Genomic DNA, 13970 nt, shown 5'->3' with positions numbered 1-13970 from the left:
CTCAGTCCGCGCGCGTGATGGTGGTGGACTGCGGTCCGACGCTGGCGTTGACCGCGACGGTAGCGTTCGAGGGCGCCGTGCTGGCACGGTATTGCGTATAGGGCTTGGCAGCCATCCGCACTGCGCTCGCGCCGGGCAGCCCCGGGAAGCGCGGCCACATGCCCTGCGCGAGTGCGTTGCGGCTGACCGAAGCCTTCTTGCCGCCCTGCGCCTCGTACATCCAGTAATTGCGCAGCACGGTGGTCACATAGCCACGCGTCTCCCAATACGGAATGCTCTCGATATACAGCAGCGGATCGCCGTTATCGCGGACGATCGCGTTCCAGTCGCCGACCGGACGCGGCCCTGCATTATACGCCGCGATCACCTTTGGCAGCAGCCCGCCGGTGACGCCCGCCATGTCGCGCAGCCGCTCCAGATGACGCTGGCCGACATCCATGTTGGTGCTCGGCTTAGTCAGCGCCTTGACGTCGATCGACGTGCCGCGCTCGCGCGCGAAGTCGGTCGCGGCGGCAGGCATGATCTGCATGAGGCCATATGCGCCGGCCGGGCTCTTCACGGTATTGCGGAACCGCGATTCCTCGAGCGTGTGCGCGTAGACCAGCGCCTTGTCGATGTGCCAGCCACTGTCCGGCGTCCAGTTCGGCGTCGGATAGCGCGCTTCCGCAGTCGAGGTGATCCCCTGCGGGCAATTATGTGCGAGCCACACCGTCGTCGCCGGCAGGCTCAGCGCCTCGGCAACACGGACCAGATTGCCGAACTCGCGCGGGTCGCCGATCTTCGCCTGCTGGCGGATGACGGTATCGGCCAGGTCGGTCTCGCCGACTTCGACCAATGCCGCGGCAACGCGGACGTTCGGACGCTTGCCGACCACCTTCCAGTCGCTCGCGACCAGCCCGCCGACCGACGTGCCCTTGTCCTTCATCGCCAGTTGCTGGCGTGCAAGCTGGCCGTAGAAGCTCTCGCCGAACTGCGCCGCCGCCTTCAGCCGGCCCTCGATCTTGTCGGGGCGCGAGCACACCATGTCCGCGCGCGACGCCCAATACAAAGCCGCCGCGCGAAGATCGACATCGCCCGCGCGCGCCGCAACGCCCTCGAACCCGGTCTCCGCATTCGCGCAATCATTCTGTCGCCACGCCGCCAGCGCGCCGACCCAGCGACCCTGCACGGCCCAGTCGCCGACGCCGTCCTGCGCCTTCGCCGCCATCACGCGCGCGTTCACGTCGTCGCCCTGCAGGAAATAGATCCACGCAATCTTCTGCTGCCACTCGGTCAGCGCTTCGGGTGTAAGCCCCGGCGTGCTGTCGAGCAGCGACTGCGCCTCGCGGCCCATGTCCGCCTTGACGTACGGCTGCATCTTCAAGGCCAGATCGGCGGCGATCATGTCGCCCTGCAAGCTCTTGGCGCGGACGCGACGCGGCGCGCCGTCCTGCCAGATCAGGCGCTGCGCCGTGGGCAGGGGGGGCAGGTCGACCGCACCGCGTACCGTTGCCAACCGCGAGATCTGCGCCGCTTCAGGCAGTTCCGGCGCTTCGTTGAGCAGAGCGACCAGCGGCTCCATCTCGACCTTGGGCGAACCCTTCGCCGTGTACATCTCCGCGCGCGCGATCGCGTGCAGCGGACCGGGCTTCATCGTGTCGAGCCCGATCTGCGCGTCGGTCCACTTGCCGTCCCGGATCGCCGCGAACACCGTCTTGTAGGCCTCGCGCTGGTCGGCATCGAGCTGATCCGGGATCTGTTCCAACGTCGGTGCGCCGATCAACTGCGTCTTGCCGAGCCGCGCATCGCCGCTCGGCTCACCAGCGACGGTCGCTGCGAGCGCCGGGAGGGGGAGGGCACCCAAACCCAACGCGATAGCCCCTAACGAGACCGATCGAATTCGAATCATTGTCCACCCTCTTGCGAAGACTGTCCGCGCATCAGCATCTGCAAATCCTTCCAGGCCTCGGCCTTGGCCGCGGGCTTCTCGATGAGAAACCGCGGGTGAAAGCTCGCGACCACGCTCGTCATATCCGACGCGTCACCGGCCTTCGTTTGTGCGATCTTATGGTTAAATTCGTGTAACCGCCCACGCGCCGCCTGTAATTCCATCCCGAGAATGGCACGGCTTGCCGCATTGCCGAGCAACAGCAACCGCTTCGGCGCGACCAACCCGATGTGATGCTTGGCAATTTCCGCGAGCCGGTCCTCGACCTCGCTCTGGATCCGTCCCGCCGTCGGCCGCTTCGCGCATACCGCGGCGAGGTGCACCTCGTCGCGCGTCAGCCCGATCGCCGCGAGCATCTTGTCGAGCAATCGCCCCGACGCCCCGCTCAGCAAAGCGCCCGCATCTCCGTCATCCCGGTCGGGGCAATCGACAAGCACCATGACCGTAGCGTCAGCCGGGCCGATCGCGGCCAGCGAAATGCCGCTCCAGTCCGCCTCGGGAACCTCCGCACCGCTCCGCCAGTTGAGAAAATCAGCCAGCGAAAGTGGCATCGCGGACGGTGTGGCGACCGGCATGGCAGGCGGCACGGCAGGTGCGGCGGCGGGCACGACGAGTGGTTCAGGCGCCGCGAACCAGTCGCGCGGGACGTCGTCGACCAGCGTGTCTACGCCAGCCTCGTGCCACCAATCGAGCGCGTTCGCGGCGGCATTTCGCCAATCGATGGTTTGGTCCGCCCCCACGAAGCAACCTATGCTGCACGGTTGACGTGGCGGTCAACTCGGGCAATCGCCATATTGGACAAGATGGTGCCGGCCCGAGCCCGAACGAAGGGTGGGGCATGAAGCTGAGGCAATAGGGGACATCCCCCGGGAGACGATGATGACGACACGTGAATCGATGCCGTACGACGTGGTGATCGTCGGCGCAGGCCCGGCCGGTCTCTCGGCAGCGATCCGCCTGAAACAGCTCGCGGCCGAGAAGGACGCCGAGATCAGCGTCTGCGTGCTCGAAAAGGGCTCCGAAGTCGGCGCGCACATCCTTTCCGGCGCGGTCATCGATCCGAAGAGCTTGGACGAGCTCCTGCCGAACTGGCGCGAGGACGGCTGCCCGCTCGCCGAGGTGCCGGTCACCGAGAACCATCACTGGATCCTGAGCAAGACGAAGAAGAGCGAGATGCCGCACTTCGTCACGCCCTCGTTCATGCACAACAAGGGCACCTACACCGGCTCGCTCGGCAACCTCTGCCGCTGGCTCGCAGGCAAGGCGGAAGAACTCGGCGTCGAGATCTTCCCCGGCTTCGCCGCGGCGGAGATCCTGTTCAACGACGACGGCTCGGTGAAGGGCGTCGCCACCGGTGACATGGGCGTCGCGCGCGACGGCACGCACAAGGGCGACTACACCCCCGGCCTCGAGCTCCACGCGAAATACACCTTCTTCTCCGAAGGTTGCCGCGGGCACCTGACCAAGCAGCTGATCGCCAAGTTCGCGCTCGACAAGGACAGCGATCCGCAGGTCTACGGCCTCGGTATCAAGGAACTGTGGGACATCGATCCCGAGCTTCACGTCCCCGGCCGCGTCATCCACACGCAGGGCTGGCCATTGTCCGAAACCGAAGGTTCGAACGGCGGCGGCTGGATCTATCACCAGGCGAACGGCCAGGTCTCGATCGGCTTCGTCACGTGGCTGAACTACACCAACCCGCATCTCTCGCCGTTCCACGAGATGCAGCGCTGGAAGACCCACCCCGAGATCGCCGCGCTGCTCAAGGGCGCCAAGCGCGTCAGCTACGGCGCGCGCGCGATCAGCGACGGCGGGCTGCAGTCGATCCCCAAGCTCGTCATGCCCGGCGCCGCGCTGATCGGCGACAGCGCCGGTTTCCTCAACGTGCCGCGGATCAAGGGCACGCATACCGCGATGAAGTCCGGCATGATGGCCGCCGAGGCCGCGGTCGAGGCGATCGTCTCGCAGCGCGGTCACGACGAGCTCGCCGCTTATCCCGAGGCGTTCGAGAAGTCGTGGGTGAAGAAGGAGCTGTCGGTCGTCCGCAACGTCGTGCCGCTGGTCAAGAAGTTCGGCGATCTGGTCGGTTCGGGGCTCGCCGGCATCACGATGTGGCTCGAGCATCTGGGGATCAAGGTCCCCTTCACGATGCACCACCATCCGGACCATGAGAGCCTGTGGCGCAAGGACCTCGTCAAGCCGATCGCCTATCCCAAGGCCGACGGCGTCCTGACGTTCGATCGCCTCTCGTCGGTGTTCATCTCGAACACCAACCACGAGGAGGATCAGCCGGTCCACCTGACGCTCAAGGACCCGGCGGTGCCGATCGCCTACAACCTGCCGATGTACGACGAGCCCGCGCAACGCTATTGCCCGGCCGGCGTTTACGAGGTGGTTGGCGAGGAAACCGGCGACCCGAAGTTCGTCATCAACGCGCAGAACTGCGTCCACTGCAAGACCTGCGACATCAAGGACCCCACCCAGAACATCAACTGGGTCGTACCCGAGGGCGGCGGAGGCCCCAATTATCCCAACATGTAAGCTCGCATTCTTCGCACTCGGTCTCGTCCTAGCAGCGCCTGCCACGGCCGAGACCGGTGATCTCTCCGCTTATCTGAAGGCCCGCGCCGCCGACGCCGCCGGCGAGACGGACGTTGCCGCCGCCAGCTATGCCAAGGTGCTGGCGGCATCGCACGCCGACCCCGTCGTCGCGATCCGCGCCTACCGCAAGGCGCTGGAGGCCGGCGACATGCCGCTAGCCACCCGCGCCGCCGCCATATTGAACAGGGCCGGCGTAGCCCCGGCCGATGCCGCGCTTCTGCCGCTCGCCGATGCCGCACGACGGAACGACGCGAAGGCTGCCAGCGCCGCGATCGCGACGCTCTCGACCGGGCCGCTCGTGGTCCTCGCCCCCTCGCTCTACGCCTGGGTCGCGCACGCCGAGGGCCGCGATCCCGAACCCTCGCTCGCCACCGCCGCGAGGGACCCCGTCGCAAACCGCTTCGCCACCGAAACGCGGACGTTGATCGCCGCCACACCGCGCAAGCAACCGCTCGCGATCGGTGTCTCGCGCCTGCTCGCCCGCCTCGCGGGCGACCTCAGCGCGGGCGAACCCTCGCCGCTATCGATCGCGCTGACCCAGGCCGCCCTGCGCGCCGACCCGAGTTTTGACGCCGCCCGTGTCCTCCTTGCCGACGCGCTCGCCCGCAACACGATCGTCGACCGCGCGCTCGCCGTTCTCGACGAGATCGACCCGAAAAGCCCGTCCGCATCGGCTGCCGCCGCCGAACGCATCGACATCCTGTCGAACGCCGACCGCGACGGCGAAGCGCTCGCCGCCGCCAAGAACCGCGTCGACCAGAGGGACGCCGGGCCCGCCGACTGGCAACGCTATGCCGACCTGCTGCTGACCACCGGCAACCCCGCCGAAGCCGCAACCTGGTATCAGCGCATCATCGCCGCGGACGATGCAAAGGGCGGCAATTGGGGCAATTGGCTGCAATATGGCGGCGCGCTCGACCAAGCCGGTCGCTGGCCCGAAGCGCGCGACGCGCTCGAAAAAGCCGTCGCCCGCGGCCCGGCCCAACCGCTCGCGCTCAATTACCTCGGCTTCGCGCAAGTCGAGCACGGCGACGACATTCCCGCCTCGATCCGCCTGCTCGAACGCGCCAGCCGCCTCGACCCGACCAACCCCTCGATCACCGACTCGCTGGGCTGGGCCTACCACCTCTCCGGCGACACGGCCCGCGCGCTTCCCCTGCTCGAACGCGCCGCGCAGGGCGAACCGGCCAACACCGAGATCGGCGACCATCTCGGCGACGCCTATTGGAGCATCGGCCGAAACTACGAAGCCCGCTACGCCTGGCGGGCCGCGCTCCTCACCGCCGAACCAACCGAAATCGCCCGCATAACCGCCAAGATCGCCAACGGCCTCCCGCCAAAAGCTCGCCGCTAGTCCCCTCATCAACCGGGAAGAGGAAAGGGACCCGCACCGCACACGGGGTGAGGGTGAGGCCGTTGCGAACCGATGGCCCTCTAAGACCGACCAGTTTCAACCGCGGATATTGGCGTTTCAATAAGAAAGGCGTCCGGTCCCCCGCCGTCATCCTGACGAAAGTCAGGACCCAGAGCCAAGGACGGCACGATCGTTACCCTGGATCCTGACTTTCGTCAGGATGACGAACGCAGGAGAATACACCTCCAAAGTTGCCAGCGCCCCGCCGTCAGCTAAGCCAAGCCAAAATCCGCTGAACCTCGAGACCCAAAATGCCCGCCATCACCGAACCCGCCCCCGCAAAGGTCAACCTGGCCCTCCACGTCCGCCGCCGCCGCCCCGACGGCTATCACGATCTGGAAACCCTATTCGCCTTCGCCACGGACGGTGACATGATCACGGTGGAACCCGCCCAAACCAACAGTTTCACCATAACCGGCCCCTTCGCCGCAGCACTCCTCTCACCCCCCAACACCCCCCCGGCGAAGGCCGGGGCCCAATCGGGAGAGGACCGTGAAAACGCACCCCACGCGCCCAACGCCCCCCCAGGCGCCGCCCCCTGGCAAGGCAATTTGGTAACCGCCGCCGCCGACGCCTTCACCACCGCCTTCGCCCCCGACGCCCACCACGCGCTAACCCTCGAAAAACACCTCCCCATCGCCTCGGGCATAGGCGGGGGCTCGGCCGACGCCGCCGCCACCCTCCGAGCGCTGGCCCGCCTCCACGGGATACCGACGACCGACCCCCGCCTCCACGAAATCGCCGCAAAGCTCGGCGCAGACGTCCCCGCCTGCCTCGCCAACCGCACCACGCTCGGCACCGGCAAAGGCGACACCCTCACGAACCTCGAAGGCCTGTCCGGCACGCCGCTCCTGCTCGTGAACCCGGGCGTCGCCGTTTCGACCGCGGCAGTCTTCAAGACCTGGGACGCCCAGGACCGAGGCCCGATCCCCGAAGGCGACCTCCTCGACCGCGCAAAAGCCGGCCGCAACGACCTGGAACCCCCCGCGCTGGTGCTAGCCCCCGAAATCGCCCAGGTCCGAGCCCTCCTGGACGCAGCCCAAAGCGTCCTCCTGTCCAGAATGTCCGGCTCCGGCGCTACCTGTTTCGCCCTGTTCCAAACCCCCGACGCCCGAGACACCGCCACAATCGCCGCTCGCGCTCACGGCTGGTGGACCCTCGCAACGACTTTGGCCTGAACGAAACGGCACAAACAATAGTCGCCCACCCCGGGACCCCGCGACCCCGCGGCCCGCGATGCGGCGACTGCGCGATGGCGCGGCCACACCACCACCCCATTTCCGTCATCCTGACGAAAGTCAGGATCCAAAGCCACAAATCAAACCGCCAGCCAGGACCCGTATCGAAACCGCCGACGAATCGACCAGCACGAGCCCACGCCCAAACAACCCGAACCGATCTCGACCTAACCGCGCAACGCGCTGGCCCGTAACCCCGCGCATTGTCGGTACGCGACCCACCCACAGGCACCACCCCGGCGAAGGCGGGGGCCCAATCGGGAAACGTCGCTGACAACCGCCGCACTTCGTTACGCCAACCTGTCCGCCGAGACCCCCGCACCGCCGGTGGGGGACCTGTCCAATTCAGAGAGCCACCAACTCGCCGCAAGCCATTGCCCCACGAACACGCGCGAAACCCAGCCACCGCAAAATTCCCTCCAAACCCACGTTCCCTACTTGTTCCATAAGAACAAATAGAATACATGGTGTTTGACGCGTTGAATGGCACGCGCGCTTGCTTTAGCGATGGGAGCTTATCAATGGCCGCTAATCTGAAAGTGATCGACACCGGCATGGCAACCGCAACCAACGACCGCCAGAAGGCGCTCGACGCCGCGCTCGCGCAGATCGACCGCGCATTCGGCAAGGGCTCGGCGATGCGCCTGGGCTCGAAGGAAACCATGCAGGTCGAGGTCATCTCGACCGGCTCGCTCGGGCTCGACATCGCACTCGGCGTCGGCGGCCTGCCGCGCGGCCGCGTGATCGAGATCTACGGTCCGGAAAGCTCGGGCAAGACCACGCTCGCGCTCCACGTGATCGCCGAAGCTCAGAAGGGCGGCGGCACCGCTGCGTTCGTCGACGCCGAGCATGCGCTCGACCCGGTCTACGCCAAGAAGCTCGGCGTCAACATCGACGAGCTGATCGTGTCGCAGCCCGACACCGGCGAGCAGGCGCTCGAGATCGTCGACACGCTTGTCCGCTCGAACGCGATCGACGTGCTCGTGGTCGACTCGGTCGCAGCCCTCGTGCCGCGCGCCGAAATCGAAGGCGAGATGGGCGACAGCCATGTCGGCCTCCAGGCGCGTCTTATGTCGCAGAGCTTGCGGAAACTCACCGGCTCGATCAGCCGCTCACGCTGCATGGTGATCTTCATCAACCAGCTCCGCATGAAGATCGGCGTCATGTACGGCAACCCCGAGACGACGACGGGCGGCAACGCGCTGAAGTTCTACGCCTCGGTCCGCCTCGACATCCGCCGCATCGGTGCGATCAAGGCCGGCGAAGAGGTCACCGGCAACCAGACGCGCGTGAAGGTCGTCAAGAACAAGGTCGCTCCGCCGTTCAAGCAGGTCGAGTTCGACATCATGTACGGGCAGGGCGTCTCGAAGCTCGGCGAGATCCTCGATCTCGGCGTGAAGGCCGGCCTCGTCGAGAAGTCCGGCGCCTGGTTCAGCTACGACAGCGTCCGCCTCGGTCAGGGCCGTGAGAACTCGAAGACGTTCCTCAAGGACAACCCCGAAACCGCCGACCGCCTCGAAAAGCAGATCCGCGCGCGCACCGACAAGGTCGCCGAAGAAATGATGGCCGGCCCCGACGCCGAAGACGACGTATAATCCCCTAAACCCCTCTCCCTAAGGGGAGAGGGAGGGGCCCATTGCCCTCGCAATGGGAGGGTGAGGGCACGCGGTTGATCGTGCAGGCGGCGTGGTGGCATCGGGCTTGCATCGGCCTCATCCTCGACTTTGCGCCGGCGTCAGATTTACTTCGTAGGTACCGCACTGCACCGCCGCCCCCCCAGTACTCCACCCCGGCGAAGGCCGGGGCCCAGTCGGAAAGGCGGCAATAACGAAGCGCGATCTTTCGTTACAATCGGCTCCCAACTGGGCCCCGGCCTGCGCCGGGGCAGCGGTTCCTACCGAATGCGGCACCTGTCCCCCTTGTTCTCCCGCGAAGGCGGGAGCCCAGTCTGGATCCCCGCCTTCGCGGAAAAACAACGAAGCGAAGACAACCGCGAAAGCAACACAACAGGCCCCGCGACGTCGCAAAATCACCCGACACCAAACCCACGCCAGCGTCTATACTTCCTATACTTCACTCCAAACCACTGCCCCCAAACCGCATCCGTAAAGCACCCCAACCCATGACCACAGCCTATGACTGGACCGGCAGAATAGGCGACGTCTGGGCCGAAGAATGGCGCCGAACCGACCGCAGTTTCACCAACCTGACCCCGCATTTGAACGCAGCGATCCTCGCCGCTGCCACTCCCCGAACCCGCAAGATCATCGACATAGGCTGCGGCGCCGGAGCAACCACCTTAGCCACCGCGCAAGGCCTCCCGAACGCGACCGTAACCGGCATAGATCTCTCGCCAAACCTGATTGAGATCGCCAGATACCGCGCCGCAACCCAAGCGAATGCCAGCTTCGAATGCGCCGACATCACTATCGCGGCCCCGAACCACGCCCCGACAGATCTCTACGTCTCGCGCCACGGCGTCATGTTCTTCGCAGACCCCGTCGCAGCCTTTACCACGCTCGTCGAAGCCGCCGCACCCGGCGCAACGCTGGTCTTTTCCTGTTTCGCCGAACGCACCGCCAACCGCTGGGCCACCGAAACCATCACCGCAACCGGCGGCGATGCGGGCCCCCGGGCAAGCACCGCACCAGGTCCCTTCGCGTCCGCCGATCCAACCCATGTCGCGACGATCCTCGAAAACGCGGGCTGGCAGGCCGCCCCGCCCAAGCGTATCGACTTCGCCTACCGGGCAGGTGAGGGCATCGACCCCGTAGCCGACGCCGTCGATTATTTCCGCCGCATCGGCCCCGCCGCCTCGGCCATTCGCGACGCCGCCCCAGAGGAACGCGAGCGCCACATCGCGCGTCTCACCCAGGTCTGCGAACGTCACGGCAACGGCACCACGGTGGAATTCCCCGCCGCCGCCTGGATCTGGACTGCGCGCAAATCGGCCGAATAATCGACAGGGGAGCCAGCATGATAACCGTCCACCACCTCGAAAACTCGCGATCGCAGCGTATCCTGTGGATGCTCGAGGAACTCGGCCTCCCCTACGAGATCAAGCGCTACGAGCGGAACAAGCAGACCATGCTCGCCCCGCCAGAGCTCAAGAAAATCCACCCGCTAGGCAAGTCGCCGGTGATCGAGGATGCCGATGTTCAAGGTGGCCAAGTCGTCGCCGAAACCGGCGCGATCGTCGAATATCTCGTAGACAAGGCGGACGGCAGACTAGGCGCCCCCGCCAAACGTGCCGACGCGCTACGCTACCGCTTCTGGCTCCATTATGCGGAAGGCTCGATGATGCCACCGCTGCTTCTGAAGCTCGTCCTCGCGCGCATCCCGATTATGGGCAAGGTCGCGGTCAGAAAGATCCAGCCGATGATCGACGTCCACCTCGACTATGTCGAATCGGAACTGTCGCAACGCCCCTGGTTTGCCGGCGCGGAGATGACCGCCGCCGACATCATGATGAGCTTCCCCCTCGAAGCCGCCCGCAGCCGCGGCGGCCTGAACGAGTCCCGCCCCGCAACGATCGCCTGGCTGGCCAAGGTCCACGCGCGGCCGGCGTATCAGGCTGGACTCAAGAAGGGTGGGCCATACGCCTACGCGTGAGGGGCTCGATGGGGAGACGTGATCACTCTTCATGATCTCCCAATCACTCCGTCATCCTGGGCTCGACCCAGGATCCAGAGCCGCAGACGCAACCGCTCGTGGCTCTGGATCCCAGCGTCCGCTGGGATGACGGGCGAGATTGCCCTTCTGGTCAAACCTGCCCCGGCCCGATCTTCTCGTAGCTGTCCACATTCACCTTCGGCCCATGCCCGGTCGGTGCCACCGGCGGATCACGGTCGGCCGGCTCGCGCTCGTCGAGCCCGCCCTCCCATTTCGCCACCACGGTCGCCGCCACCGCATTGCCGATGACGTTCGTCGCCGACCGCCCCATGTCCAGGAAATGATCCACCGCCAGGATCAGCAAAATCCCCGCCTCCGGGATCTTGAACATCGACAGCGTCCCCGCGATCACGACCAGCGAAGCCCGCGGAACGCCCGCAATCCCCTTCGACGTCACCATCAGCACCAGCAGCATCGCGATCTGCTGCCCGATCGGCATGTCGATGCCGTAGGCCTGGGCGATGAACAGCGACGCGAACGTCATGTACATCATCGACCCGTCGAGATTGAACGAATAGCCCAGCGGCAGCACGAAGCTCGCGATCCGCGGTGGCACGCCGAACCGGTCGAGCGCCTCCAGCGTCCGCGGGTACGCCGCCTCCGACGACGCTGCCGAGAAGGCGAGAATGAGCGGATCGCGGATATACCGCACGAGCAGCCGCGTCCGCGGCCCGATCAGCACGAACGCGATCCCGATCAGCATCGCCCACAGCAGCGCAAGGCCGATATAGAAGGTCAGCATGAAATAGCCGAGCTGGCCGAGGATGGTCGGCCCCCGCTCGGCGAGCGTCGCTGTCACCGCCGCGAACACCGCGAACGGCGCGAACCGCATCACGTAATTGGTGATCTGCAGCATGACCGCGACCAGCGCCTCGATCGCCTTGACCAGCGGCGCGGCCTTCTCGCCGACCGCGGTGATCGCGACCCCGACGAAAACCGAGAACACGACGATCTGGAGGATCTCGTTGCTCGCCATCGCCGCGATCATCGAATCGGGCACGATATGCGAGATGAACTTGGCGAGGTCGAACGCTGCGGCATCCACCCCGCTCGACGCGGTCGCGGGCGGGATCGCGAGTTCGAGCCCGACGCCCGGCTGCAATACGTTGACCAGGATCATGCCCAGAGTGAGTGACAACAGGCTCGCGCAGATGAACCACCCCAGGCTGCGCAGTCCGACCCGACCCAGCGCGCCGGTGTCGCCCATATGCGCGATCCCGACGACCAGCGTCGAGAAGACCAGCGGCGCGATGATCATCTTGATCAGCCGCAGGAACAGAGACGTCACGATCGAGAAATAGCCGGCGATGTCCTTCAGCCGCGCGGCGGACTCGGGCGTGCCGTTGTCGATCGTCGCGTTCAGAACCCAGCCGACGACCATCCCCGCGACGAGGCCGAACAAGATGTAATAGGTTAGCCGCTTGGCCATTAATCGCTCCCGAGAAGTGCGGATAGGGAAGGGGATTGCGGCGCCCGGGTCAAGGACCCTATCGTCCGGCGATGTCGACCACACCCCGTAAATCCGCCTTCAGCCCCTCGCGTCGGGACCTGCTGAGCCTCGCGATCGCGGCCCCGCTGCTGTCGACCACCGCTATCCTCCGCGCGGCCGAACCCGATCTTTCCGCGCTGTCCGACATCACCGGCGCGACCAAGCCGATCGATGCCGCCGAACGCGCCGCGAGGCTGGTGCGCGCGCAGTCGCTGATGAAGGCGGCGGGCATCGGTGCGGTGCTGATCGAGCCGGGATCGTCGATGATCTACTTCACCGGCGTCCGCTGGCACACGAGCGAGCGGCTGACGCTGGCGATCCTGCCGGTCGAGGGCGAACCCTGCATCGTCACGCCGTTCTTCGAGGAACCGTCGGTCCGCGAGACGCTCGCCGTCCCCGCCGAGGTGCGCGTCTGGCAGGAGGACGAGAACCCGCTCGCGATCGTCGCCGGGTTCCTGCGCGACCGGAAACTGGCCACGCGGCCGATCGGGCTGGAGGCGGAGGTGCGCTACTTCGCCTATGCCGGCGTCCAGCGCGTGCTGCCCGAGGCGAAGATCGTGTCCGCCGACCCGGTCGTCCGCGCCTGCCGGATGATCAAGACTCCCGCCGAGATCGCACTGATGCAGGCGGCGACCGAGGTCACGCTCGCCGCCTATCGCTGGACCTATGCGCGGGTAGAGAAGGGCATGACCGGCCCGGAGATCGGCGCGCTGATGAACGCCGCGACCCGCAAGCTTGGCGGCGCACCCGAGTTCGCGCTCGCCCTGATCGGCGAAGCGTCTGCCTATCCGCACGGCAGCCGCGAGATCCACCGCGTCGGCGAGGGGCAGGTCGTGCTGATGGACTGCGGGTGTACCGTGCAGGGCTATCAGTCCGACATCTCTCGCACCTGGGTGCACGGCGCCGCGACTGCCGACCAACGCAAGACCTGGGACCAAGTCGCCCGAGGCCAGCAGATCGCGTTCGCCGCGGCGAAAATCGGCGCGACGGCGGGTAGCGTCGATGACGCTGTCCGGCGGCAGTACGAAACGCTCGGCTACGGCCCCGGCTACAAGCTCCCCGGCCTGTCGCATCGTACCGGGCACGGGATCGGCATGGATGGCCACGAACCCGTCAACCTCGTTCGGGGAGAAGCCACGAGGCTGGCGGCGGGCATGTGCTTCTCCGACGAACCAGGCATCTACATTCCAGGCAGGTACGGCGTGCGGATCGAGGATTGCTTCCACATGACCGCCGCCGGGCCGAAATGGTTCAGCGAACCGCCCAAGTCGCTCGATGCGCCGTTGGGGTAGTGGACGCCTAAGGAACGCCACCACCCCCCACCAACGCCACCACCCCGGCGAAGGCCGGGGCCCAATTGGAAAGGCAGAAATAATGGAGCTTAGCGCTTCGTTATCGCCGTCCCCCAATTGGGCCCCGGCCTTCGCCGGGGTGGTGGCGGTGCGCGGTGGTCACTCTTAACGAGCGGCAGCGCTTACCAACCTCGTTTTCCCGCGAAGGCGGGAGCCCAGACTGGATCCCCGCCTTAGCGGGGAAACAAGCTTGCTTCGTTTCAATTGGATACCTTCGACGAGCGCTCAGGCCGATACCCATCGCAACGCGGCGCTCGGAACCCGGCTCACCCTCACA

The 13970-nt window shown here is 66.3% G+C and carries 10 protein-coding genes; 7 read left to right on the top strand and 3 right to left on the bottom strand.

The annotated features are described in order from the left end of the window. Position 1 precedes the first annotated feature (1 nt). Together QFZ54_RS08760 and QFZ54_RS08755 are read right to left on the bottom strand one after the other, a co-directional pair. Positions 2 to 1888: a lytic transglycosylase domain-containing protein gene (locus QFZ54_RS08760; protein ID WP_307086378.1), complete on the bottom strand. Its 1887-nt coding sequence runs from the start codon at positions 1886 to 1888 to the stop codon at positions 2 to 4. Then, the gene (locus QFZ54_RS08755) at positions 1885 to 2667 is read right to left on the bottom strand and encodes a uracil-DNA glycosylase (RefSeq protein ID WP_307086376.1); all 783 of its coding nucleotides are present in this window, start codon (positions 2665 to 2667) and stop codon (positions 1885 to 1887) included. Before QFZ54_RS08755 ends, QFZ54_RS08760 begins: the two co-directional genes overlap by 4 nt. A gap of 139 nt (positions 2668 to 2806) precedes the next feature. Between QFZ54_RS08755 and QFZ54_RS08750 the strand changes: the two genes are divergently transcribed. From QFZ54_RS08750 to QFZ54_RS08725, 6 genes are all read left to right on the top strand, one after another. Further along, positions 2807 to 4468 (top strand): electron transfer flavoprotein-ubiquinone oxidoreductase, encoded by a 1662-nt coding sequence (locus QFZ54_RS08750; protein ID WP_307086375.1) that lies wholly within the window; start codon positions 2807 to 2809, stop codon positions 4466 to 4468. Between the two features lie 136 nt (positions 4469 to 4604). Continuing rightward, positions 4605 to 5882, top strand: coding sequence for a tetratricopeptide repeat protein (locus QFZ54_RS08745; protein WP_307086373.1), 1278 nt, complete (start codon positions 4605 to 4607; stop codon positions 5880 to 5882). Between the two features lie 311 nt (positions 5883 to 6193). After that, entirely contained in the window at positions 6194 to 7120 is a 927-nt protein-coding gene (locus QFZ54_RS08740; protein WP_307086371.1) for a 4-(cytidine 5'-diphospho)-2-C-methyl-D-erythritol kinase, read from the top strand. A 581-nt stretch (positions 7121 to 7701) separates the two neighbouring features. Continuing rightward, complete coding sequence (gene recA / locus QFZ54_RS08735; protein WP_132739051.1) at positions 7702 to 8775, top strand: recombinase RecA; 1074 nt, start codon at positions 7702 to 7704, stop codon at positions 8773 to 8775. Positions 8776 to 9302: 527 nt separating this feature from the next. After that, positions 9303 to 10139: a class I SAM-dependent methyltransferase gene (locus tag QFZ54_RS08730; RefSeq protein WP_307086367.1), complete on the top strand. Its 837-nt coding sequence runs from the start codon at positions 9303 to 9305 to the stop codon at positions 10137 to 10139. A 17-nt stretch (positions 10140 to 10156) separates the two neighbouring features. Further along, positions 10157 to 10792 (top strand): glutathione S-transferase family protein, encoded by a 636-nt coding sequence (locus QFZ54_RS08725; protein ID WP_307086365.1) that lies wholly within the window; start codon positions 10157 to 10159, stop codon positions 10790 to 10792. Positions 10793 to 10943: 151 nt separating this feature from the next. Here the strand turns inward: QFZ54_RS08725 and QFZ54_RS08720 are convergent, their stop codons facing one another. Then, on the bottom strand, positions 10944 to 12281 hold the full coding sequence (locus tag QFZ54_RS08720) for a dicarboxylate/amino acid:cation symporter (protein WP_307086363.1): 1338 nt from the start codon (positions 12279 to 12281) through the stop codon (positions 10944 to 10946). 71 nt (positions 12282 to 12352) lie between these two features. On the opposite strand from QFZ54_RS08720, the gene QFZ54_RS08715 reads away from it, so the two are divergent. Then, positions 12353 to 13633, top strand: coding sequence for a M24 family metallopeptidase (locus QFZ54_RS08715; protein WP_307086361.1), 1281 nt, complete (start codon positions 12353 to 12355; stop codon positions 13631 to 13633). Positions 13634 to 13970: the final 337 nt, after the last annotated feature.

It is taken from the genome of Sphingomonas faeni (genome assembly GCF_030817315.1).
Classification (GTDB): Bacteria; Pseudomonadota; Alphaproteobacteria; order Sphingomonadales; family Sphingomonadaceae; genus Sphingomonas; species Sphingomonas faeni_C.
Note: the sequence above shows the minus strand (reverse complement) of the source record. Positions and strands in the feature narration are given on the sequence as shown.

What these genes read in the sequence shown, in the direction of transcription:
- QFZ54_RS08760 (WP_307086378.1), bottom strand. Translation starts at nt 1,888, where the DNA reads ATGATTCGAATTCGATCGGTCTCGTTAGGGGCTATCGCGTTGGGTTTG.
- QFZ54_RS08750 (WP_307086375.1), top strand. Translation starts at nt 2,807, where the DNA reads ATGACGACACGTGAATCGATGCCGTACGACGTGGTGATCGTCGGCGCA.
- QFZ54_RS08740 (WP_307086371.1), top strand. Translation starts at nt 6,194, where the DNA reads ATGCCCGCCATCACCGAACCCGCCCCCGCAAAGGTCAACCTGGCCCTC.
- recA (WP_132739051.1), top strand. Translation starts at nt 7,702, where the DNA reads ATGGCCGCTAATCTGAAAGTGATCGACACCGGCATGGCAACCGCAACC.
- QFZ54_RS08730 (WP_307086367.1), top strand. Translation starts at nt 9,303, where the DNA reads ATGACCACAGCCTATGACTGGACCGGCAGAATAGGCGACGTCTGGGCC.
- QFZ54_RS08725 (WP_307086365.1), top strand. Translation starts at nt 10,157, where the DNA reads ATGATAACCGTCCACCACCTCGAAAACTCGCGATCGCAGCGTATCCTG.
- QFZ54_RS08720 (WP_307086363.1), bottom strand. Translation starts at nt 12,281, where the DNA reads ATGGCCAAGCGGCTAACCTATTACATCTTGTTCGGCCTCGTCGCGGGG.
- QFZ54_RS08715 (WP_307086361.1), top strand. Translation starts at nt 12,353, where the DNA reads ATGTCGACCACACCCCGTAAATCCGCCTTCAGCCCCTCGCGTCGGGAC.